The organism is Microbacterium bandirmense (assembly GCF_037204185.1).
In the GTDB taxonomy this organism is placed as follows: Bacteria; Actinomycetota; Actinomycetes; order Actinomycetales; family Microbacteriaceae; genus Microbacterium; species Microbacterium bandirmense.
In genome coordinates, this window is record NZ_JBBDGM010000003.1 from 294,092 (window position 1) to 316,539 (window position 22,448).

Sequence of the window (22,448 nt, forward strand, 5' to 3'; positions counted from 1 at the left end):
CGCTCCGCTCACTCCCCCGACTCACGCCCATCTCCCAACTTCCCCTCCCTGAATGGACGTATCCTACCTGATACGGTAGCTGTCATTTGAGGAAGGAGGCGAGCCATGAAGGGCGGCGTCATCCCGTTCCGGGGCACCGGCTCGGATGCCCTGCGCTATCTGGAGTCCGACCGTGCGCGGGCGGACGAGTATTACCTGGAGGCGGGGACCGCCCTGGCAGAGTTCACGGCGGTCGAAGCCGAGGGCCGAGTGATCGGCGAGCTCGGACTGACCGCCGAGGAATACCGCCAGTGGGTCGACTGGATCAACCCGCTCACCGGGGAGTCGATGGGCCGACCCCGGCTGCGGGGCGAGGGCGGCCGAGGGTCGCCCCGGTTCATGGAGATGGTCGTGAACGTCCCCAAGTCCCTGACCATCGCGGCCGCCCTGCACCCGGAGGTGTCCGAGGCCCTGGACGCCGCCCAGCGGGACGCGGTTGCGGAGATCCGCTCCTGGCTCGGCCAGCACTCGGTCACCCGCGTCGGCTCGCGCGGGAAGCAGGAGGTCGTGCCGATCGAGCAGCTCGAAACCGTCGCCGTCTCGCACAAGACCTCCCGCGCGGGCGATCCCCACCGGCACATCCACTTCCAGATCGGGACGCGCGTGTGGGCGGCCGGTCGCTGGCGCGGGCTCTACACCGCGGCGCTGTTCCGGCAGCAGGGCGCGATCCGCGCCCTCGGCACGGCGGTCATCGCCGCGCACCCGCAGCTCGCCGCGGTGCTCGACGCGCACGGCCTCACCCTCGACCCGGTGACCGGGGAGGTCGCGGAGCTGGTGCCGTGGAACGCGGTCATGTCCAAGCGCGGGCAGCAGGTGGCGCGCAACCTCGCCAAGTTCGAGGCCGAGTGGGAGGCGGCGCATCCCGGCCAGGAGCCGGGGCCGGTGGTGCGCGCCAGGTTGCACGCGAAGGCGTGGGATCACGAGCGGCCGAGCAAGAAGCCCAGCGTGCTCGGCTCCGAGGCCGGCTGGCTGCGCGAGTTGCAGGAGGCCGGCTACACGCCGGACCTGCCGCGCGCCGCCGTGCAACCCCTGCGCACGTTGGACGAGCTGGCCGTGCAACAGGTCGCCTCCCGTGCGCTCGACCGCTGCGCGGCTGCTGCATCCGCATGGACGGTGCATGAGGTGCAGGAGCAGGTGGCGCGCATCGTCACCGAGGCCGGTGTGCGCGCCACCCGCGAGGAGCTGCGCGAGTTCATCAGCATCACGACCCGGCTCGCGGCGGACGACTGCCTCTCGATCCTGCCGCCGGATGCGCCACGGCTGGACCATGTGGCGCACCTCACGACGCTGCACGTCGTCGCGGTCGAGACGGAGCTGCGCGACCGACTGGCCGCGCGCGCCACCCGGCCGGCGCACGGCGCAACCCCGCGCGTGCCGGAGCCGGGGCTGGATGCGGACCAGGCGCGGGCCGCCGCCGCGCTCGCCTCCACCCGGCCGCTCGTCGTGGTGGAGGGCGCGGCGGGCGCGGGCAAGACGACCATGCTCGGTGCTGCGATCCGCGCCGCCGGACAGGAGGGCCGTTCGGTGCGGGTGGTGACGCCGACGAAGAAGGCCGCCGACGTCGCCGCCGTCGAGCTGGGCGTGCCGACCGACTCGGTAGCCGCGCTCGTCTACGACCACGGGTTCCGGTGGAACGCCGATGGGGTCTGGACCCGGCTGGCCGTGGGCGACACGGACCCGGTGACGGGCGCGACCTACCGCGGCCCGGCGAAGGAGAACCGACTGGCCGCCGCCGAGCGGGTCGTGGTGGACGAGGCGGGGATGCTCGACCAGGACACCGCCCTCGCGCTCCTGACCGTCGCGGATGAGGCCGGCGCGACGCTCGCACTCGTCGGGGACCGGGCGCAGCTCCCCGCCGTGGGGCGCGGCGGGGTGCTCGACATCGCGGCCGCGCTCGTCCCCCGCGTCTACTCGCTGACGAGCCTGCACCGCTTCGCGGACCCCGACTACGCGCAGCTCACCCTCGACCTGCGCGCCGGCCGCGACCCGGCCGGGCTGTTCGACCGGCTCCATGCGCTCGGACTCGTGCGGCTCCACGAGGACGCCGAGGCGCTGCGCGCCGCGGTCGCCGCCGAGCGGATCGACGGAGCCGCGATCACTGCAGCGACCAACGACGAGGCGCGCGAGCTGAACGCCCTGATCCGAGAGGACCGGGTGCGCGCGGGCGCGGTCGACGGCGCCCGCACCATCGACGGCGCGGACGGCCTGAGCATCGGCGCCGGCGACCTGATCCAGACCCGCCGCAACGACTCGGAGGTGGGCGTGGCGAACCGGCAGACCTGGATAGTCCAGCATGTCAGCGGCGACGGCAGCCTATGGGTGCGCGACGCCGCGAGCCAGCGCAAGCAGCAGCGCACCGTGCATCTGCCCGCCGAGTACGTGGCCGAGCACGCGCACCTGGCCTACGCCGCGACCGCCTACGGCGTCCAGGGCATGACCGCCCCCGCGTCGCACACCGTCCTGTCCGACGCGCTGGATGCCGCCGGCGTCTACGTCGGCCTCACCCGCGGGCAGGAGGAGAACCGGCTGCACGTCGTCGCCGCGGACCTCGGGGACGCGCGGGAGCAGTTCCAGGCCGCCCTCGAGCGGGACCGCGCCGACCGCGGACTGCGCGAAGCCACCGAGCGGGCACAGGCCGCCGTCGCCGGCATCGTCGCGGACGGGCCGGTGCGCGTCGTGAACGCCGAGCGCGCCCGGCTGACGGAGCGGATCGAGCGCGCCGAGCGCGAAGCGGCGAAGTGGGAGCGGGCCGTGGCCGCACTGGACGGCCAGGCGCAGCAGCATCGGGCCGCAGCCGACACCCAGCAGACGATCCTCGCGGGGGCCGAAGCCGATGCCGAGCGCGTGCGCGCCGAGGTCGTCGGCCCGCTCATCGAGCAGGCCACCGCCGACGGGACCGCCTACCTCGACGCGCGGGCGCGCATGCGGGACGCGGCCGCCGCGCACCGCGCGGCGCGCGGCCTCCGCAAGCGCAGCGCCAGCCGCGCGCTGACGACCGCCAGCGACGAGTACCGCGGCATCGAGACGGGCGGGCGACGACGCTGGGGCCGTCTGCCGGAGACGCCCGAGAGCGTCGAGCCCTGGGCGGCGTCCGTTGCGCAGCAGGAGGCTGACAGCGACTCCCGCGTGACCGAGACACGCGAACGCGCCGACGACGCGCGTCAGGAGCAGCAGCGCCTCACCGCACGCCAGGCGCAGGAGCGCGGGAACCTCCGCAGGCGGCTGCTCGGCGACCGCGCACCGAGCCGGCCCGGAGCCGAAGCCGCCCGGTGGCGGGAACGCGCCGAGGCCGCGCGCCGCGACCTGACCGCGATCGAAGCTCTGCCGCCCGTCGAGGCGGCCGCCCTGATCCAAGCCCGCGCCGAGCAGGAGCAGGCTCAGCGCGAGGCCGCCGAGCGCGCCCTGGCCGCACGCGAGGCCCGCGCCGCCCAGCTCCACGACTTCACCCGTCGCCCTGGCGAAGCCGGGCCGACGCCACCCGACCGCGGGCTGAGCCGGTAGGCGAGCATCAGGGAGCCGGAGGCCCGCCGAACCCGCCGCCGCTTCCTGCGCCGTCGGGCTGGACCAGCCCGAGCACGATGTACGCAGCAGCACCGAGCATCAGTCCAGCGCCGAGCGCGAGGACAAGGAACCCCCATCGCTGACGGCGCAGCCACCCGAACACCCCGGCCAGCTCCGCGACGGCCCCGAACAGGAACACCGCCGCCATCGAGAACGCGGCCCCGAACAGGCCGACCGGGATCGCCACGACCGCGACGCCGACCATGCCGAGCGCGACAGCCGGGCTCGCCCGGAACCTCGGCGCGGGAACGGTGGTCATAGCCCCCAGGGTACGCGCCGCTCCCCCTTGGGCCTACCCGCGGCGGCCGGGCGGGAGCAGTCCGCGCGAGCGGGTGCGGACGAGCCAGCCCTGCGCCGTGGCGTGGGCGACGCCGTTGATCTTCGCCATCGTGACCGCCGGGGCCGCGTCGCCCTGCGCGGAGAGCTTGCCGTACTGGAGCGCGACCAGCTCGTAGAAGTCGGGGGTTCGCTTCGGGTTGCCGAGCGGCTTGAGCAGATCCCGCTCGCTGACCTTCCGGCCCGAGGGCAGCACGATCTTCCCGCCGGTGATGGTCACCGTGCGCTTCATGGCGAACAGGCGCTCGTTGATCGCCGCCTCGATGCGCGCGGTCGGCAGAGTACGGAGGTCTTGACTGGAGACGGGATCGCCCGGCCGCCACGGGAGGTAGACGACCCCGGTGATGCGCACCTCCTCGGGCACGGCGAACTGCTGGCGCTGGAGACGGATGAACACGCGGGTCGCGGTCGCCGTGTGCTCGATGTAGCGCCAGCGGCCGTCGATCGTCTCGTTCTGCTCCGAGTCGAGCTGCGCCTGCCGGTCGGCCTCGGTCGTCGCCTGATCGTTGTAGCCCAGGAGCGCGTCGATCTGCGCGCTGGCGTCGTCCTCTCGCTCGCCGGGGAACCGGCTCGGCAGATGCCAGCCGTCCGGCAGATCGGCCGAGACGATCAGGCCGTCATAGGACTGATCGCCGGGTCTGCGCGGGGCTGCGGTCACATCCCGAGTGTACCGAGCGACACGAGCAACTAAAACTCTTGCTGTGATTGGCGTGTTGTGGTCTAATCTAAGACAACAGCAGCAATCGCGGCTGTGATCGTAGATGCGAAGGAGGCCGTGATGGGTCAGAGCGCATCGCCCCTCGACGCTCGGGAGCCCGAGCGCCTGTTCTACTCCGAGGAAGAGACGGCGGCCCTGCTCGGCATCCACCGCACGACGCTGCGCACCCTCGCCCTGGCGGGCCAGGCCCCGGTGGAGCCGATTCGGCTCACCCGGCACAAGCGCGTCTACCGCCGCATCGACGTGCAGCGCCTCGCGGGGCTGGCGCAGTAGGAGCCAGTCATGGGAAGCATCGAGTCCTACGACACGGCCAAGGGCCGCCGCTACCGGGCGCTGTACCGACGCCCGGACAAGAAGCAGACGCAGAAGCGCGGCTTCACCACCAAGAAGTCGGCCGAGCTGTTCCTGGCGACCACGGAGGTCGACATCGCCCAGGGCCGCTACCTCGACCCGTCGCGGGCGCGGGTGACCGTGGCCGAATGGCTCCAGACCTGGATCGCCGCCCGCGGCGACCTCCGGGCGACCACCCGCAGCCGGGTCGAGAACATCATCGCCAAGCACATCGTCCCCGAGCTGGGGAAGATCCCGATCGGCGACCTCACCCGCCTGCGGGTGCAGGAGTGGGCCTCGGCCCTCCCCGGCGCCCCGGCGACCGTCCGCAAGATCGTGAACGTCCTCTCCGGTTCGCTCCGATTCGCGGTCGAGGACGAGCGCCTGCCCTCCAACCCCGCCGCCCGGCTCAAGCTCCCCAAGCCCACCAAGTCCCGCAAGCGGTATCTGTCCCACAATCAGGTCGCCGCGCTCGCCCAGGCCATTGACGAGATGAAGGACGGGCGAGAGTACGGCTACGGCCTCGTCGTCCTCGTGCTCGCATACTGCGGCCTGCGCTGGGGCGAGCTGTCCGGGCTCCGCATCCGCGACCTCGACCTCGACGCGAAGCACCCGCGCCTCACCGTCGAGCAGACCGCCGTGGCCGACAAGGGCTACCAGCGCATCGAGCCGCCGAAGGACTACGAGCACCGCAGCATCCCGATCCCGGCGTTCCTCGTCGGGCTGCTGCGCGCGCAGATCGCCGGACGCCCCGGCGACGCCCCGGTGTTCTACGGCATCCGCACCGGCACCTGGCTGCGCAACCACGTCTACCGGGTCGGCTGGTTCGACACCGCTGCCGAGGCGGTCGGGATCAAGGGCCTCACCCCGCACGAGCTGCGGCACACCGCGGCCTCGCTCGCCGTCAGCGCCGGCGCGAACGTGAAGGCCGTCCAGCGGATGCTCGGACACGCCTCGGCCGCGGTGACCCTCGACGTGTACGCCGACCTGTTCGATGACGACCTCGACGGTGTTGCCACGGCGCTGAACCTCGCGGCGATGCAATCAGATGTTGCCAATCTGTTGCCAAAAGCCGCATAGCGCCCGTTCGAGCCTTTCGGCAGGAACTAGAAAACCCCCGGCTGACCGGGGGTTTTCTGTTGGTGACCCCAGCGGGATTCGAACCCGCGTTACCGCCGTGAGAGGGCGGCGTACTAGGCCGCTATACGATGGGGCCGTCCGGCCTCTTCAGGCCGTCCTTGCAACCGTTCAAGTATGCCACGGCGTTTCCGACGAATCCAAATCGGGCCCGATGCGAGACGAATCGCGGGCGTGTCGCGCCCACCGGGACTTGTCCTCCCACGCGTGCCGGGGTTGACTGCGATCATGCGCATCACGAAACACGAGCACGCGACGCTGCGGCTCGAGCACGACGGCCAGACCCTGCTGATCGACCCCGGCACGTTCACCGCTCCGCTCGACGGCCTGTCGAACGTCGTGGGCGTGATCATCACTCACGAACATCCCGATCACTGGACCTCGACGCACCTGGAGCGCATCCTGCAGGCGGCCCCCGGCACGCCGATCCTCAGCACCGAGGGCACGGCCGCGGCGTCCGACCACGACATCACCGTCGTCGCGCCCGGTCAGACGCACACGATCGGCCCCTTCACGCTGCGCTTCTTCGGCGGCACGCATGCGATCATCCATTCGTCGCTCCCCGTGCCCGAGAACCTGGCCGTGCTGGTGAACGACGAGCTCTACTACCCCGGCGACTCCTATGCACTGCCCGACGAGATCGAGGTCCAGACGCTCGCCGCGCCGCTGGGCGCGCCGTGGCTGAAGATCGGCGAGGCGATGGACTTCGTGCTCGCCGTCGCGCCGCGGCGCTGCTTCGGCACCCACGACATGACGCTCTCCGCGGTGGGACGCGGAATGCACCGGCAGCGCCTGCAGTGGGCGACCGAGCAGCACGGCGGCGAGTTCGTCGAGCTCGATCCGGGGATGTCGCTCGAGGTCTGACCCCCTACTGCGCGGCGCGCACCCGCAGGTCGCGCGCGAGGTGATCGCGCTGCTCGATCACCAGGCGGCGCAGCGACGCCGGCGCATCCTCGTGTGCGCTGAGCCAGCCGTCGACGTCGTCGAGAGCGTCGGATGCCGGGAACAGGCCGATCACGAGGCGGCGCGCGATCTCGATGCTGCGCTCCTGCCAGGCCGGCAGGATGCGCTCGAAGTACCCGGCGTCGAGGTCGGCGATCAGATCGCGACGGCCGCCGGCGCGCACCCCGTCGATCGTGGCGCTGAGGTGGTCGTTGCTCAGCTCGTGGTCATCCCACGCCGCGTGCCAGGCGACGGTGCGCGACTCGACGACGGGCCCGGACCACAGCGCGCGGATCGACGCCGTGCGCCCGCTCGCGGTGTCATCGCGCTCGATTTCGGCCTCGATGTCCTCACCGGTCGCATGCCCCGTCGCGCGTAGCCCGGTCAGCAGTGCCCAGCGCAGGTCGGGGTCCACGGGCAGACCGTCGGGGGCGTCACCGTCGAGGATCGCCCTGGCCTGCTCGCGCCGGGAGTCGTCATATGCGGACGCCGCCGCGAACGCTCTCGCCCACGACTGCTGCGCGTCGCTGCCCGGTGCGGCGGATGCCAGTGCATCCCACGTCACATCCAGCCACGCGCGGCGCTGCTGCGCATGCTCCTCCTGCGGAACGTAATGGCCTATCGCGTACGCGGCGTTGGCGTGCACGCCGGCCAGCAGCCCGCCGTTCTGCTCCGCCGGTGCGTGTGCCGCGACTATCCGCAGATACCGCTCGACGGAGAGCTCACCGTCACGCGCGGCGTTCCACAGCGACGACCACACGAGCGCGCGCGGCAGCGGCTCGAGGGTCGCGAGCGCCTGCTCGACGGCATCCAATGACCGCTCGTCGAGACGCGCCTTGGCGTAGGTGAGGTCGTCATCGTTGATGAGCACCAGATCAGCGCCTGCGAAGCTCACCGGCGTGCGCTCGTCGGCGATGTCGAGCTCGACGATCTCGCGGCGGGCGAGCCGTCCGTCGACGAGGTCGTACAGGCCCACGCGCAGACGATGCGGACGCGGATCGCTCTGCACCAGCATCCGCTCGCCGTCGCCGTCCGTCTCGAGAGCGAGCGTCGACATCCCGCTGGTCTCCAGCCATGCCCGCGACCAGGCGCGCACATCGCGTCCCGAGACGTCTTCGAGCTGCACGAGCAGATCCTCGAGCGTCGTGTTGCCGAAGGCGTGCGCGGCGAAGTAGCGTCGCGCCCCCTCGAAGAACTGCTCCTCGCCGACGAAGGCGACCAGCTGCTTGAGTACCGAGGCACCCTTCGCGTAGGTGATGCCGTCGAAGTTGAGCTTCGCAGCCTCGAGGTCGGTGATGTCCGCGACGATCGGATGCGTTGTCGGCAGCTGGTCCTGCTGGTAGGCCCAGGCCTTGCGGTTGGCGGCGAAGCGCACCCATGCGTCGGTGTAGCGGGTCGCCGCCGCCGACGCGTGCGAGCCCATGTAATCGGCGAACGACTCCTTGAGCCACAGGTCGTCCCACCACTTCATCGTGACGAGATCGCCGAACCACATGTGCGCCATCTCGTGCAGGATCGTGTTCGCTCGGGATCCGCGCTGCGCGTCCGTCGGCGTGCCGCGCGTCAGGTAAGCCTCGGTGAAGGTCACCAGGCCCGGATTCTCCATGGCGCCGAGGTTGTACTCGGGCACGAAGATCTGGTCGTACTTGCCCCACGGGTACGGGTAGGCGAATACGTCGGTGAAGAAGTCGAGTCCCTGGCGGGTGACCTCCAGGATCTCATCCGCCTCGAGATACTCGAGCAGCGAGGCGCGGCACAGCACGCCGAGTGCGATGTGCTGGTCATCGCGGGTCCACTCGCCGTCGATGCGCTTGTACGGTCCGGCGGCGACCGAGGTGATGTAGCTGGAGATCGGCAGAGTCGGCTCGAATTCGACGCACTGCACGCCGATGCCCTCGACGACCTTCGCCGGCGACTGGTTCGAGAGCACGTGCCACCCGGCGGGCGCCGAGATCTCGAAGGTGAAGGCGGCCTTCATATCGGGCTGCTCGAAGCACGCCATCACGCGGCGGGAGTCGGCGGGCTCGTACTGGGTGTACAGATAGGTCTGGCCGTCGACCGGGTCGGTGAACCGGTGCATCCCCTCGCCCGAGCGGCTGTACGCGGCGACCGCCTCGATGCGCACGGTGTTCTCAGCGGCGAGCCCATCGATGGCGATGCGGGCACCGTCGTAGTGCACCTCGCGTTCCTCGCTGTTCACCGTGACCCGCGTCACCGACTCGCCGATGAAATCGAGCCAGGTCGTTTCCGTGCGCGCTTCGAAGGTCAGCGTGGTGGTGCTGGGGAATCCGGTGCGGGCATGTTCGGGTGCACCGGTGAGGTCGAGTTCGACGCGTACATCGCGCAGCGTGATCGACGCGGAGCGATGTGCGGTCTCATCCCTGGTCAGGTTGGCGGAGCTCATGCATCCATCGTTTCATGCCGGCCCGCGAGGCACGATCTGGTGCTGATCACACCTCGGCCGCACTGCGGGTCTTCGCCAGCGCCTGCTCAAGATCGGCCATGAGATCGTCGACGTTCTCGAGTCCGATCGACAGACGCACGATGTCAGCGCCGGGACGCGCCTCGGGCGCCACCGGGCGGTGAGTGAGGGCGGCGGGATGCTGGATGAGCGAATCCACCCCGCCGAGCGACACGGCGTGCGCGAACAGGCGCACCGCGTCGGTGAGCGCCTCGGCGGCCGCATAGCCGCCGGCGAGGCGGATCGAGACCATCGCTCCCCCGCCGCGCATCTGGCGGCCGATGAGCCCGCGGGTGTCGTCGTATTCGGGGTAGCGCACCTCGAGCACGGCCGGGTGCTGCTGCAGCTGCGCGGCCACGGCACGGGCCGCGGCCTGCTGGGTCTGCATCCGCACCGGCAGCGTCGCGAGACCGCGGTGCAGCAGGTAGGCGCCGAGCGGGTGCAGCAGCGCACCGGTGATGGCGCGCACACGGCGCAGCGCCTCGGCGGTCTGCTCGGAGCAGGCGATGACCCCGGCGATCACGTCACCGTGCCCGCCGATGTACTTCGTCGCGCTGTGCAGCGACATGCTCGCACCGAGGTCGAGCGGGTTCTGCAGCAGCGGTGTGGCGAACGTGTTGTCGACGAGCACCGGGACGCCGCCGGCCTGAGCGACGACGGCGGCGATGTCGACGAGGTCGAGAGTCGGGTTGGCCGGCGTCTCGAGCACGATCAGACCGGTCTCGGGTCGGATGCTCGCCGCGACCGCATCCTCGTCGCAGAAGGTGACCTCGACGCCGAGCAGTCCCGAGTCGAGCAGGTGGTCGGTGCCGCCGTACAGCGGCCGCACGGCCACGACGTGGTGCCTGCCGACCGCGGTGGTGTGCGACAGGATCGCCGCGGTCATCGCCGCCATGCCCGAGGCGAACGCCACCGACGCCTCGGCGTGCTCCAACTCGGAGAGAGCCTCCTCAAAGCGAGCGACCGTCGGGTTCCACAGTCGGGCGTACACGTTGCCGCCGTCGGGAAGCGGATGCCCGCCGTTCGCCATCGACTCGTACGAGTCGCCGCCGTGCAGGATGTCGGGCAGCGGGTTCGTCGATGACAGGTCGATCGGTGCGGCGTGAACACCCAGGGCACCGAAGTCGGCGCGGCCTGCGTGCACGGCGACGGTGTCGGGATGCAGCGGCTGATCAGACATGGTGTCATGTTGCGCCACGCGGCCATGGGAATCCAGTGCTTTTGTCGCGGATCGCTAAACTGTGGGCATAGATTGTTCGACGAACAAGATGTGCACGATCTGCGAAGAGGATGTTGATGGACGAACTCGACCTGCGCATCGTCGGTGCGCTCACGGAACGGCCTGACGCTTCCGTCAAGGAAGTCGCGGCCGCACTCGGCATCCCGGCGTCGACCTGCGCATTCCGACTGCGCGGCATGCGTGCCCGCGGCGTCATATCCGCCCCCCGCCTGCGCATCGATCCGGCGGCGGTCGGCGCTCCCGTGCAGGCGATCATCCGCGTGCGGCTGGGTACGCACAACAAGCCAGGGGTCGAGTCGCTGTTCGACGCGCTGACCGAGACACCCGGCGTGCTTCAGGTGTTCCACATCGCCGGCGCCGATGACTTCCTGGTGCACATCGCAGTCGCCGACGCGGGTGCGCTGCGCGACATCGTGCTGGAGCGGATCACGGTGCACGACGTCGTGCGCGCGACCGAGACACAGCTGGTGTTCGAGTTGCGCGAGGGCGTCGGAGTTCTGCCCCGCGGGTGAGGGTCACACGTCGCTGCGCGCCGCGGGAGACTCGGTCGGCGCCGACCCGAACCTGCGACTGACCAGCCACAGCACGACGCCGACGGCCAGCAGAGCGGCCGCGAACAGCCAGACGATCGGTCGCTGCTGACTCAGCAGCACGACGCACGAGATGACACCGAGCACGGGCACGAACGTCCAGACCCGGAAGTGCTCGTGCTCGACACGGTCGCGGCGCAGCACCAGCACCGCCACGTTGGCGCTGATGAACACCAGCAGCAGAAGCAGCACCACCGTCTCGGCGAGCGTCGCCAGGTCGCCGATCAGAGTCAGCAGCATCGCCACGACCGTCGTCGAGACGATCGCCACACACGGTGTGCGTCGATTCGGCAGCACCTTGGCAAGCGGCCGAGGCAGCAGCCCCTGCTCCGCCATCCCGTATGCCAGACGGCTCGCCATGATCATGGTCAGCAGCGCACCGTTCGCGACGGCGATCAGCGCGATCAGGCTGAACAGCCACGAGGGCACGTTCAGCCCGGTCGCCTCGACGACGGCTAGCAGCGGACCGGTGGACTCCTGAAGCTCTTCTGCAGGCAGCGCGGCGGCGCTGGCGATGCCGACCAGCGCGTAGACGACTCCGGCGGTGATCAGTGCGCCGAAGAGCGCCCGCGGGTACACCCGACTCGGGCGTCGCACCTCTTCGATGACATTCGCAGACGTCTCGAATCCGACGAAGGAGTAGTAGGCGACGATCGCTCCGCCGAGCACCGCGCCCGCGACACCCACGCCTTCCGGCAGCTGCGTCGTGCGACTGAGGTCTCCCCCGCCCGAGCCCACGAACATCGCGACGACCACGATGACGATCACGAGACCGCTGAGCTCGATCGCCGTCATCACGAGGTTTGCCGTCATCGACTCCCGGATGCCGCGCAGGTTGAGCAGAGCGATCAGCGCCAGGAACACCATCGCGGCAGGCACCACCGGCACGTCGATGAAGGTCGCGAGGTAGTCGCCCGAGAAAGCGATCGCCAGACCGGCAGCGCTGACGACACCGGCGGCGAGCATGCTGAAGCCGACGAGAAAGGAGAGCAGCGGACTGCGGAACGCCCGCTCGGCGAAGACCGCAGCTCCCCCGGCTCGTGGATACTTCGTGACCAACTCGGCGTACGAACCGGCAGTGAGCAGCGCGAGCAGCAACGCCACTACCAGCGGTGCCCAGAGGACACCGCCCGCACTCTCGGAGAGAACGCCCATGAGAGCGTAGATCCCTGCACCGAGCACGTCGCCGAGAATGAAGGCGTAGAGCATCGGTCCGTTGATCGCCCGACGCAGCCGGGACGGTGCTTCTGCTTTCATCCCGTCACGCTAGGCCCGGCACGCGCGCGTGCCAGCGGCCTTGACGAGGTCGCCGTCCTCCACTAGACACCCATCGCGCCGACCGGCCCCGCCGTCTGGCCTAGGTTGGTGTTGGCACGAGGTGCGTGCCTCACACGACCCGAGGAGAAGCATGCGTCCCTATCTCGACAAGGCCGCCCCGGCAGCGTGGAAGTCGGCATCCGCGCACTCGGCAGTGATCGCGCAGGAGGCCGAGCGTCTGGGCCTTTCGGCGCAGGAGTCCGAACTCATCAAGGTGCGCGTATCGCAGCTCAACGGCTGCGCGTTCTGCCTGGACCTGCACTCGCGCGAGGCCCGCAGCGCGGGAATCACCCCGCAGAAGCTCGATCTGCTGCCGGCTTGGCGCGAATCGGCGCTGTACGGCGATCGCGAGCGCGCGGTGCTCGCCATCGCCGAAGCCGCGACGCGTCTGCCCGTGAGCGAAGAGCAGAAGGCCGATCTCTCGGGGGCGGAGCACGTGCTGGGCGAGGACGCATTCGTCGCGGCCGAGTGGGTGGCGCTCACGATCAACATGTTCAATCGCATCTCGATCCTCAGCGATCACCCCGTGCGACAGCGTGAAGCTGACGGCTCACTGACGCGCCGCTGATTCACCCGTCACGGGTGAGCGTCTGCAAAAGGCCTGGAAAGACGCTATGAGTCCGCCCTAGGCTGACCCCGGCACTGTGTCTTAGGGGGCTACGCACAATGAAGCACCGCAGCAAGGTCATGGCCGGGATCACTTCCCTCCTGCTCGTCTTCGCTTCGATCTTCGCCGGCGCGCTGCCTGCGTCGGCTGCCGACACAGCTCAATACGGCATCCAGAAGACGGCCGTCCAGCCCGGCCCGTTTGGCCCCGGCGACACGATCACGTACCAGATCACGGTCAACTGCTCGTCGACGAACGAAGGCGGCTGCAACGACACTGTGCTCACCGATGCGCTCCCGGAGCCTTTGATGTTCAACCTGAACATCACCCCGGCCGTGACGGTGCAGATGAACGCCGCCGCGGGGCAGGACCCGGGTACGTACGACCTCGCAATCGACACTGAAGCGAACAGCTTCACAGTCGAGCCCGCGCTCGACCTCGACGCCTCCCCGCACCAGTGGCTCGCAGGCAACAGCATGACCATCACCGTCAATGCCATGGTCAAGCCCGGCACCGACGGCACGTGGGACGGTGAGACCATCACGAACGTCGCCGCGGTCGATGGAGCCAACGCCCCACCGGCCGAAGGCCCAGAGGGGTCGAGCGCGAGTGGAGATGCACCTCGAGAAACTCCAATACGAGTTGCACTCTCAAAGCCAGAGCGCCTACTACCACCCCCGGGCTGAAGGATTCCGGGTCGTCAAGGTGCTGACCGCACCGAAGTCCCGCCCACCGGCTGAACAACTCACCTCTTGACAGCGGGGATCCGTGAGCTCGACGAACGAGCCACCCGCCTGCAGACGGATGCTATTCGCGCGGCCGCAGCCGCACCGTCGGCATCGGCGGTGCGGGCAGCGGTGCCCGCTGGCCGGATGGGTACGGTCCGAAGAGCTCGGGTTTACCGGCATCCTGCGGATCGGCCGGGTCGAAGCCGAGCTCTGCCTGATAGCGACGGCGGTACTCGACGATCTCATCGTGACTGCGTCCGATGAAGTTCCACCACATGACGATCTGCTCGCCCAGCGGCACACCGCCGAAGAGGATCATCCTGGCTCCGTTCGCGCCTGCGGTGAGAAGCAGCGTGTCGGCTCCAGGCGGCACGTAGCCCAGGCCGCGGTGCGCGATGCGGGTGTGATTGATGGTGAGTTCACCGGTCTCGGCCAGCACGGCGTGCTCGAAGTCGTGACGCACGTTGATCGTCAGCTCGGCATCGGGTTCGAAGATCAGCTCGGCCCCGAGCAGGTCGGGTGTGCGCGTGTCCACCGGCGAGGTGGATCCCGCGAGGCTGCCGATGAAGACGCGTGCGGTGACACCCGGGAGCCGCACCGGCTCGGGTGCGTAGTGGGCGAAGTGGTGCTCGGTGAACCGTGTCGCATCGGGCAGCGCGTACCAGAGCTGCACACCGTGCAGAACGCTGGTGTCGGGTGAGCTGATCTCCTGATGCGTGATGCCCTGACCGGCGATCATGAGGTTCAGCTCGCCGGGCAGCACAGCGGCGGCGACGCCGCTGGAGTCGAGGTGGTCGATGCGGCCGGTGAACAGCCACGACACGGTCGCCAGGCCCGTGTGCGGATGCCGGGGAACCTCCATGCCGCCGGTGAGCGCGACGTCGTCTGGTCCGTAGTGGTCGAGGAAGCACCAGGCACCCACCAGCGAGCGTCGCTTCTGCGGCAGGGTGCGGTAGACCGTCATCGCCCGCGGACCGCCCAGCGGCACTTCGCGGGGCTCGAGCACCTCGACGTCGGTGCACAGCTCCCCCGGGCCCAGTACCGCCAGCTGCGGGTTCTTCTCGGGATTGGTCACGCGGCCTCCTCGCTCGGCGGACGTATGCTGTCAGCGTATCCGCTCGTGCGTGATGGTGGTCTGCTGCTCGAACGCGATCGTGAGCCGGCCGTCGACGCGGCCGCGAGACGACAGAAGCCCGGATCCGCCGCGTTCACGCGGCATTCCGGGCTTCTCTGTCAGCTGGGGTACCTGGACTCGAACCAAGAACAACTGAACCAGAATCAGCCGTGTTGCCAATTACACCATACCCCAAGGGCGAAACCGCGGTCTCGCACCGAGGTACAAGCTTACCCGAGCTCACCTCGGATGGCGAATCGACACGGGTCGTCCGGGCGTGGCGCGCGCAGCCTGCGACCGTGGCACGACGCTCACACCTGGACCTTCTGCCCCGACTGCTCGGGCCTGATCCACGGCTCCAGATCGAACCCCTGCTCCCTCGCCGTCTGCAGGAACTGCTGCTCGACGGCATCCGATATCCGCGCCTGCCGGGCGAGCAGCCACAGGTGCTTGCGGTCGGGCGTTCCGACCAGCGCGTGCTCGTACGCATCGTCGATGCGCAGCACCCAGTAATCGGCGCTCGTGAACGGGATCCACCGCAGCGCCTCGGGAAGGAACGTCACCCGCAGCCGACCAGGATGCTCCTCGTCGGGCGTCGCCGAACCGAGCGCCTGCGTGTGCTCGCCGTCCTCATCGAGGCACCTGTTGTCGACGCGCACGGTGCCGTCGTCGTTCAGCGAGTATTCGGCGGTCACGTCGCGCGCTCCGTCATCCTCGAAACGCAACGGCAGGCGTCCGAGCTCGTACCAGAGTCCGAGATAGCGTCCCAGTTCGAGCGCCGGCACGGAGCGCACTTCAGCAGCATCCATCATTCTCCTCCTGACATCCCAGCCAGGCTACGAACTCAACCCTCGCGCGCGAAGGGCCTTGTGAGGGGCGACAGGCTCGGCTAGCGCGACGTCTCTCGTGACCAGACGCGGGCACTCGCCGGCGCAGCGTCGGCAGCGCGGATCTGCTGCCAGTTGCGACCACCGCGTGCGAAGGCGCGGTGCACCGACGGCGGCACCTCGTGATCCGGGATGGGGCTCGGCATCCACTCGCACGACCGGACGTGCACGAGGTCGACGGCCGCTGCCCCAGCGCTCGAATCGTAGCGCCACGCCCCGCTGAGTCGTCCCAGCCAGAACGACTCCGACGTGTCACGCGTCCAGACGAACGAGCCTCGCGTGGCCGCGGCGAATCGCTCGAGGCGGCGCGCAGTGCGCTCACCGTAGGCCGCGTCTACCGCGGTGAGTGCCTCGCGCAGCGACGCGGGTGGCGGTTCGAGACGTGCGCCGATCCCGCACACGGCGTGCTCGATCGCCCGGTCGGCCGCGACGCCGCGCGGAACATCGTCGTCGCGCGATCGCATCGGCGCACGGAATGCCAGTGGTTCCACGGCTCACTCCTCCTCACCTCGAGCAGCAAGTCTTACCGCGTCGCGGCCGGCCGCTCAGGGGGTTGAAGAAGCGAGAGCCGGCCGCTACCGTGGCGCGCCCTGCGTCCAGCGCGCGCTCAGATCTCGCCCATGCGCGCGGGCCGAGCCCAGTACCGCGAGACGGTGGAGCGGGTGATGCGTGCGAGATCCGCCAGCAGCGCGCCCACCTTCGTGCCGATGCACAGGCTGAGGAACATCATCGGCGCCGACACCAGGGCCTGTGCGTCGAAGCTCGCCAGTGACACCAGTCCGATCGTGCCAGGCACCAGCAGCAGGAACGCCGGCTGGAACGACACCGTCGCGGGCACCGCCAGAGTCACGCGCTCGAGCACGCGCGCGGCGATGAAGAGCACCGCCGCCGCGATGCCGGTAGCCACCACGCTGCCCACGTGCGCGCTGAACAGCGCGAGCACGGCGTAGGTGCCTGTCATCACCACGATGCACACCACCGTCAGCCGGAAACCCGAGCCGAACGCGAGCCCGATGCCGATCGCCAGCACGACGACCGCCAGCCACGACATCCACAGCGGCGGCAGCGCCTCCCATCCCCCGGCCTCGGTCGACAGCCGCACCGCCTCGCCGACCAGAGCGGCGGATGCCGAATCGATCCGCAGTCCGGTGAGCGCGGCGCCCGAATACAGGCCGGCGGCCATGAACGCCAGCATGATCAGCCCGTACATCAGCCGCGACGCACCGGTCACGATGTCGGTCGAGGTCAGCTCGAGCAGCGCGTTCGTGATGAGCGCACCCGGCACCAGGATCGCGATCGGCGCACAGACCGCGAACAGCGGCACCGGCCCCAGATCGAGCGTGTTCGCGACGGTGCCGACCAGGATCGTCGACACGAACGCCGAGACGAACGGGGCCACCGCTGCCGCCGCGCGCACGCGCATCATCAGCATCATCAGACCGCCGACCAGCAGCCCCACCAGCAGTGCCAGAACGATCGCCCACCACGGGCACCGGAACAGCGCGGCCAGCGAGAGCGACAACAGCCCGCAGCCGATGACGTTCTGCACCCCGGGGAGCAGCCTCGGCGTCTGCCGGATCGCCGCGATCCGCTGCGGGGCGCCGCCGAGTTCGATGGCGCCCGACTCCAGGTCGCGCACGAGCCTGCTGGCGCGGGCGGACTGGCGAAACGTCAGAGCCTCACCCTTGCCCATCACCGTCGTCGTCGCCGATGCGGCACCGGGCCGGCTGACCATCACCATCTCGGGCAGGATGGCGAACTCGAGCGTCGTGTCGGGCGCCGCACGCCGGCTGATCTGCTCGAGGGTGCCGCGAACATCGGTCACCGAGGTGCCGCACTCCAGCAGCAGCACTCCCAGCTCACCGAGGATCACATCCGTGTCGGCGGCAGGAATGGGCAGCCCCGACTCCAACCCAGGCGTCCTTCGTCTCGCTGCGCGCGCTCAGGAACCGGTGGTGGCCAGATGATCGACCAGCGCACGCAGACGGCGCAGCGTCTCGTCCTTGCCCAGCAGCTCCATCGACTCGAACAGCGGCGGCGACACCCGGCGACCGCTCAGCGCGACCCGGGGCGGGCCGTACGCGACGCGCGGCTTCAGGCCCAGTTCGTCGACCAGCTTCGCCGAGAGCGCCGACTTCACAGCATCCGGAGTGAACTCCGCGACGGGCTCGAGCGCGTCGACGCACGCCGCCAGCACCTCGGCGGCATTCGCCGGCAGGCCCTTCATCGCGTCGGCCTGGTACTCGATCTCATCCGTGAACAGGAAGCCGAGCATGCCCGGCGCCTCGCCCAGCAGCTGCATGCGCTCCTGCACCAGCGGCGCCGCCCGGAACGCGAGCACGATCTGCTCGTGCGTCGGCTCACCACCACCGAACACACCGGCCTGGGCGAGGTAGGGCAGCATCCGCTCGGCGAAGTCCTTCTCGCCCAGCATCCGCAGGTGGTCGCCGTTGATCGACTCGGCCTTCTTCTGGTCGAAGCGGGCCGGGTTCGGGTTGACGTCGACGATGTCGAAGGCCTTGATGAACTCGTCGAGCGAGAACACGTCACGGTCCGGAGCGATCGACCAGCCCAGCAGCGCCAGGTAGTTCAGCAGACCCTCGTGGATGAAGCCGCGCTCGCGGTGCAGGAACAGATCCGCCTGCGGGTCGCGCTTGGACAGCTTCTTGTTGCCGGTCTCACCGAGCACCAGCGGCATGTGCGCGAAGCGCGGCACGAAGGTGGTGACACCGGCCTGGATCAGCGCGTCGTACAGCGCCAGCTGGCGGGCGGTCGACGGCATCAGATCCTCGCCGCGCAGCACGTGGGTGATGCCCATCAGCGCGTCGTCGACCGGGTTGACGAAGGTGTACAGCGGCACGCCGTTGGGGCGCACGACCACGAAGTCGGGGAAGGATCCCGCCGGGAAGGTCACCTCACCGCGGATGAGGTCGACGTAGGTGAGGTCCTCGTCTGGCACGCGCAGGCGCAGGGCGGGCTGACGACCCTCAGCGCGGAACGCCGCCTTCTGCTCGTCGGTCAGGTCGCGGTCGAAGTTGTCGTAGCCGAGCTGCTTGGCGCGGCCTGCGGCCTCGTTGCGTGCGTCGATCTCCTCAGCGGTCGAGTAGCTCTCATACAGCGCACCGGTCGCGAGGAGCTTGTCGATCACACCGCGATAGATGTCGTGACGCTCGGACTGCCGGTACGGCGCGTGCGGACCGCCGACCTCGACGCCCTCATCCCAGTCGATCTTCATCCAGGTCAGCGCGTCGACCAGCTGCAGGAAGCTCTCCTCGCTGTCGCGGGCGGCATCGGTGTCTTCGATGCGGAAGATCAGCTTGCCGCCGTTGTGCCTCGCGTAGGCCCAGTTGTACAGCGCCGTGCGCACCATGCCGACATGCGGCAGGCCGGTCGGCGAGGGGCAGAAGCGCACACGGACGTCGGATCCGGTGGCAGTGGTGGTGAGGGGATGCACGGTAGCCATATCCCCTCGATTCTAGCCGGGGCCGATACCGAGCACCGGGCCGGTCAGCCCTGGTGGTCCGCCGCGATCGCGGCCGTCTGGGTGTGGGGCAGCGCGTCGCCCTCGCGGCGCTCATCGACGACGGCGTCGAATGCCGTCCGGAAGCGCGCGCGGTCGGCATCCGACAGGGTCCGGTAGAACGCACCGGCACCCGCCACTCCCCCGACGACCGACCGCCACAGCGCGGCCGGAGTCGGCCGCCAGGTCCAGGTGAATTCGGTGACCGCAGGGTTCCAGCCGGCGTCGCGCAGCATCCGATCGAATCCGGATACCGTGCGCTCGAAGTCCTTGTCCGCGGGCAGCCTGCCCCCGGGGGCGGGCGCGAGCCCGGCCCGAGCGGTGACGTCGGACCACAGCGACGACGGTGACGTCGTCCAGGTGGTCGCCAGCGTCATGCCGCGCGATACGCGACGCAGCTCGACCGCGCCCGCACGCGGGTCGTCGAGGTGGTTGAGCACGAAGTTCGCCACGACCGTGTCGAACGCCGCGTCGGGAAGCTGCAGGTGCGGCAATGCGTCCGCGATGAGGGACAGGGTCGGATGCTGTCGCGCCGCCGCCGCGCGCATGCTGGGCTCCGGTTCGCTCGCGGTGACCCGCCACCCGGCATCCGACCATGCCGCGGCGAGCCGGCCGTCGCCGGCGCCCACGTCGAGGAGCGTGCGTCCGTCAGCGGGTCCGGCGAGCTCGCGAAGCCGCTCGCCTGTTCCCGCGCAGAGTCCCGCATACGACTCGGCGTACGCGGCGCCGGCGCCCGACCAGCTCACACCGCAGCCCGGATGCGCCCGAACGGAGCCAGCACGATGATCGCCACGACGATGACGAGGGCGACGCCGCCCAGACCGCCGTATCCGAACTGGGTCAGCACGAACCCGGCACCGGCCGCGCCGACGGCGGCGGTGAGACTCATGAGCGAGTCGCTGAGCCCCTGGCGTCTCGGCCGCATCTGCACGGTCGACGACTCGGTGAGCAGTGCGGCGCCCGCGACGGTCGCCGCGCTCCAGCCCAGCCCGAGCAGGATCAGCGCGACCATCACGCCCGCAGCGTGCTCTCCCGCGAAGATCGCGGTGAGCAGCGAACCGGCCAGCATCGCCTGGCCGAGCAGCACGACAGGCACGCGTCCCCACCGGTCGGCCAGGATGCCGAACACCGGCGACAGCCCGTACATGCCCGCCACATGCAGCGCGATCGTCACACCGACCAGCAGCGTGACGTCGGTGCTCGTCGCGGCGGCGCCATGCGCACCGTGGGCCATGTGCGACAGGTGGATCGGAGTCATCGCCATCACCGACGCCATCACGGCATGCGATCCCGACACGGCGAAGATCGCATAGCGCGCACTCACGGGCCGGTCGACGTCAGCACCGAGCACCGTGGCCGTCGACGGCGTCGCCGCCATGTTGAGCGCTGTGAGCAGCGGGTCAGGACGCAGCGCCACCAGATACAGCACGAGCGCCGCCGTCTGAGCGACGAGCGAGAAGAGGTACGAGCCGGTCAGCGGGGGCATCCCGATCGCCTGCCCGAGCGCTTCACCCGGCGTCAGCAGCAGCGGCCCGGCGACGCCGCCGATCGTCGTCGACCACACCACGATCGACAGGTCGCGTCCTCGGTGCTGCGGCGAGGCCAGATCAGTGGCCGCGAAGCGGGACTGCAGATTGCCCGCGTTGCCCATGCCGATCATGACGATGCCCACCAGCAGCAGCGGGAACACGCGCAGCGCCGCCGACAGGATGACGATTCCCACCCCGAGCAGCGCGAAGAGGTTGCCGGCCGTCAGCGAGAGGCGACGACCCCGACGGGCCGCGAAGCGAGCGAGCGGAATCGCGAAGGCTGCGGCGCCCAGGGTGACGGATGCCGTCGCCAGACCCGAGAGCGCGTCGTCGCCCGAGAGGTCGGCCGCCAGCAGGGCGCCGAGTGACACCGTGGCGCCGAAGGCGATGCCGCCGAGCACCTGCCCGAGGGACAGCACAAGCACCGAGCGACGCTGCAGGGCGTGCAGCGCCTCGGTGGTGAGAGCGCTCATGTGAGCCGTGCGGCGTCGCGCACCGTGTTGCGCAGGATGCCGATGCCGTCGACTTCGACCTCGATCGTGTCACCCGCGACGATCTCGCTGACGCCCGCCGGCGTCCCGGTGAGGATCACGTCACCCGGCAGAAGCGTGAAGACCGCCGAGGCGTAGGCGATGATGTCGGCGACCGAGTGGATCATGTCTGTCAGGGGCGCCTGCTGACGCACCTCCCCGTTCACCCGCGTCTCGATGCGCGCGGCGGCCACCTCGAACTCGGTCTCGATCACGGGACCGAGCGGGCAGAATGTGTCGAAGCCCTTGCCGCGGGTCCACTGGCCGTCCTTGCGCTGCAGATCGCGCGCGGTCACATCGTTGCCGACCGTGTATCCGAAGACGTGATCGAGGGCATCCGCCGCACTGACGTTCTTCGCCACCCGCCCGATCACCGCGACCAGCTCGCCCTCGAACTCGGTGCGCTCCGAGATCGCTGGGCGCACGATCGCGTCACCGGGTCCGACCACCGCGGTTTTCGGCTTGAGGAACAGCAGCGGCTCCTCGGGTGCGACGTTGCCGAACTCCGCGGCGTGGTCGTGGTAGTTGCGCCCGACGCACACGACCTTGGAGCGCGGGATCACCGGTGCCAGCAGCGCGGCGTCGGCGAGCGGGATGCGCTCGCCCGTGGGCTCGTATCCGGTGAACATCGGGTCGCCGTCGAGCACCACCAGCTCGCCGTCGTCGAGGATGCCGTAGCGGATGGCGTCGTTGTGGCTGAACCGAGCGATCTTCACCCGAACAGCCTAGCCGCGCCCGCAGTTGGCCTCACCTGCCGGGCGCACCTCACCTTCGCCGACACCCCCAGGTGCCACCGAGACCCCCGGGTATCGGCGCCGGCATCTGGGGGTGTCGGCGAGAAGTGGGGGTGTCGGCCGATATG

At 70.0% G+C, this 22,448-nt stretch carries 20 protein-coding genes and 2 tRNA genes; 7 read left to right on the top strand and 15 right to left on the bottom strand.

What is annotated here, in order from left to right; translation table 11 throughout:
* Positions 1 to 105 precede the first annotated feature (105 nt).
* A complete protein-coding gene (gene mobF, locus WDU99_RS05180) occupies positions 106 to 3,540 on the top strand; it encodes a MobF family relaxase (RefSeq protein WP_337331365.1) in 3,435 nt (1,144 codons plus the stop codon).
* A gap of 7 nt (positions 3,541 to 3,547) precedes the next feature.
* On the opposite strand, the gene WDU99_RS05185 is transcribed toward mobF, so the two are convergent.
* Complete coding sequence (locus WDU99_RS05185; RefSeq protein ID WP_206494818.1) at positions 3,548 to 3,859, bottom strand: hypothetical protein; 312 nt, start codon at positions 3,857 to 3,859, stop codon at positions 3,548 to 3,550.
* Positions 3,860 to 3,892: 33 nt separating this feature from the next.
* Complete coding sequence (locus WDU99_RS05190; protein ID WP_206494817.1) at positions 3,893 to 4,594, bottom strand: hypothetical protein; 702 nt, start codon at positions 4,592 to 4,594, stop codon at positions 3,893 to 3,895.
* Between the two features lie 120 nt (positions 4,595 to 4,714).
* On the opposite strand from WDU99_RS05190, the gene WDU99_RS05195 reads away from it, so the two are divergent.
* On the top strand, positions 4,715 to 4,927 hold the full coding sequence (locus tag WDU99_RS05195) for a helix-turn-helix transcriptional regulator (protein WP_337331366.1): 213 nt from the start codon (positions 4,715 to 4,717) through the stop codon (positions 4,925 to 4,927).
* A gap of 9 nt (positions 4,928 to 4,936) precedes the next feature.
* A complete protein-coding gene (locus WDU99_RS05200) occupies positions 4,937 to 6,064 on the top strand; it encodes a tyrosine-type recombinase/integrase (RefSeq protein ID WP_337331367.1) in 1,128 nt (375 codons plus the stop codon).
* 60 nt (positions 6,065 to 6,124) lie between these two features.
* On the opposite strand, the gene WDU99_RS05205 is transcribed toward WDU99_RS05200, so the two are convergent.
* A tRNA-Glu gene (locus WDU99_RS05205) sits at positions 6,125 to 6,200 on the bottom strand.
* A gap of 149 nt (positions 6,201 to 6,349) precedes the next feature.
* Between WDU99_RS05205 and WDU99_RS05210 the strand changes: the two genes are divergently transcribed.
* Positions 6,350 to 6,985, top strand: a complete 636-nt coding sequence (locus WDU99_RS05210) for an MBL fold metallo-hydrolase (protein ID WP_337331368.1) — start codon at positions 6,350 to 6,352, stop codon at positions 6,983 to 6,985.
* Positions 6,986 to 6,989: 4 nt separating this feature from the next.
* On the opposite strand, the gene pepN is transcribed toward WDU99_RS05210, so the two are convergent.
* Positions 6,990 to 9,467, bottom strand: coding sequence for an aminopeptidase N (pepN, locus tag WDU99_RS05215; RefSeq protein ID WP_337331369.1), 2,478 nt, complete (start codon positions 9,465 to 9,467; stop codon positions 6,990 to 6,992).
* A gap of 46 nt (positions 9,468 to 9,513) precedes the next feature.
* The gene (locus tag WDU99_RS05220; RefSeq protein WP_337331370.1) at positions 9,514 to 10,704 is read right to left on the bottom strand and encodes a trans-sulfuration enzyme family protein; all 1,191 of its coding nucleotides are present in this window, start codon (positions 10,702 to 10,704) and stop codon (positions 9,514 to 9,516) included.
* A gap of 116 nt (positions 10,705 to 10,820) precedes the next feature.
* On the opposite strand from WDU99_RS05220, the gene WDU99_RS05225 reads away from it, so the two are divergent.
* Entirely contained in the window at positions 10,821 to 11,276 is a 456-nt protein-coding gene (locus WDU99_RS05225) for an Lrp/AsnC family transcriptional regulator (protein ID WP_337331371.1), read from the top strand.
* A gap of 3 nt (positions 11,277 to 11,279) precedes the next feature.
* On the opposite strand, the gene WDU99_RS05230 is transcribed toward WDU99_RS05225, so the two are convergent.
* A complete protein-coding gene (locus tag WDU99_RS05230; RefSeq protein WP_337331372.1) occupies positions 11,280 to 12,611 on the bottom strand; it encodes an APC family permease in 1,332 nt (443 codons plus the stop codon).
* Between the two features lie 151 nt (positions 12,612 to 12,762).
* Between WDU99_RS05230 and WDU99_RS05235 the strand changes: the two genes are divergently transcribed.
* Positions 12,763 to 13,239 (top strand): carboxymuconolactone decarboxylase family protein, encoded by a 477-nt coding sequence (locus WDU99_RS05235; RefSeq protein WP_337331373.1) that lies wholly within the window; start codon positions 12,763 to 12,765, stop codon positions 13,237 to 13,239.
* A gap of 98 nt (positions 13,240 to 13,337) precedes the next feature.
* Entirely contained in the window at positions 13,338 to 13,964 is a 627-nt protein-coding gene (locus WDU99_RS05240; RefSeq protein WP_337331374.1) for an isopeptide-forming domain-containing fimbrial protein, read from the top strand.
* Positions 13,965 to 14,085: 121 nt separating this feature from the next.
* On the opposite strand, the gene WDU99_RS05245 is transcribed toward WDU99_RS05240, so the two are convergent.
* The 9 genes from WDU99_RS05245 to WDU99_RS05285 all read right to left on the bottom strand — a co-directional run bounded on the left by WDU99_RS05245 (position 14,086) and on the right by WDU99_RS05285 (position 22,302).
* A complete protein-coding gene (locus tag WDU99_RS05245) occupies positions 14,086 to 15,081 on the bottom strand; it encodes a pirin family protein (protein WP_337331375.1) in 996 nt (331 codons plus the stop codon).
* A gap of 162 nt (positions 15,082 to 15,243) precedes the next feature.
* Positions 15,244 to 15,315: transfer RNA gene (locus WDU99_RS05250), tRNA-Gln, on the bottom strand.
* 116 nt (positions 15,316 to 15,431) lie between these two features.
* Positions 15,432 to 15,929, bottom strand: a complete 498-nt coding sequence (locus WDU99_RS05255) for a lipocalin family protein (RefSeq protein WP_337331376.1) — start codon at positions 15,927 to 15,929, stop codon at positions 15,432 to 15,434.
* A gap of 80 nt (positions 15,930 to 16,009) precedes the next feature.
* Entirely contained in the window at positions 16,010 to 16,498 is a 489-nt protein-coding gene (locus WDU99_RS05260; protein WP_337331377.1) for a GAF domain-containing protein, read from the bottom strand.
* Positions 16,499 to 16,614: 116 nt separating this feature from the next.
* Positions 16,615 to 17,919: a threonine/serine exporter family protein gene (locus WDU99_RS05265; protein ID WP_337331378.1), complete on the bottom strand. Its 1,305-nt coding sequence runs from the start codon at positions 17,917 to 17,919 to the stop codon at positions 16,615 to 16,617.
* A 30-nt stretch (positions 17,920 to 17,949) separates the two neighbouring features.
* Entirely contained in the window at positions 17,950 to 19,470 is a 1,521-nt protein-coding gene (gene gltX / locus WDU99_RS05270) for a glutamate--tRNA ligase (protein WP_337331379.1), read from the bottom strand.
* A 44-nt stretch (positions 19,471 to 19,514) separates the two neighbouring features.
* The gene (locus tag WDU99_RS05275; RefSeq protein WP_337331380.1) at positions 19,515 to 20,273 is read right to left on the bottom strand and encodes a class I SAM-dependent methyltransferase; all 759 of its coding nucleotides are present in this window, start codon (positions 20,271 to 20,273) and stop codon (positions 19,515 to 19,517) included.
* On the bottom strand, positions 20,270 to 21,529 hold the full coding sequence (locus tag WDU99_RS05280; RefSeq protein ID WP_337331381.1) for an MFS transporter: 1,260 nt from the start codon (positions 21,527 to 21,529) through the stop codon (positions 20,270 to 20,272). The genes WDU99_RS05275 and WDU99_RS05280 overlap by 4 nt, the downstream gene beginning before the upstream one ends.
* Entirely contained in the window at positions 21,526 to 22,302 is a 777-nt protein-coding gene (locus WDU99_RS05285) for a fumarylacetoacetate hydrolase family protein (RefSeq protein ID WP_337331382.1), read from the bottom strand. The genes WDU99_RS05280 and WDU99_RS05285 overlap by 4 nt, the downstream gene beginning before the upstream one ends.
* Between the last annotated feature and the right edge of the window lie 146 nt (positions 22,303 to 22,448).